The following is a 236-nucleotide window of genomic DNA, read 5'->3' as shown; positions in this document are numbered from 1 at the left end:
TCACTCGACAGCTCCTACAGGGTTATATGTACGCCTGTAGGAGCTGTCGAGTGAAACGAGGCTGCGATGTTTTGATTTTTTCTCCAGACAAAACAAAAACGCCCCCGATCTCGCGATCGGGGGCGTGTTTTTTTGTGGTTAATAAAAGACTTAGTTTACGGGCGTGTTTGGCGCGCGGGGGCGCGCGCGTTGGCCCCCGGGCTTGTTTACCAGACGGCTGGGCGTTGGAGTGGCTT

Annotated in this window: 1 protein-coding gene; it reads right to left on the bottom strand. The window is 54.7% G+C overall.

The annotated features are described in order from the left end of the window. Positions 1-22: 22 nt before the first annotated feature. A partial coding sequence (locus AAEZ09_RS29170) for a hypothetical protein (protein WP_350601797.1) occupies positions 23-236 on the bottom strand: 214 nt, incomplete at its 5' end.

Origin of the sequence: Pseudomonas sp. 65/3-MNA-CIBAN-0223 (assembly GCF_040310425.1) — a bacterium.
GTDB lineage: Bacteria > Pseudomonadota > Gammaproteobacteria > Pseudomonadales > Pseudomonadaceae > Aquipseudomonas > Aquipseudomonas gregormendelii.
Note: the sequence above shows the minus strand (reverse complement) of the source record. Positions and strands in the feature narration are given on the sequence as shown.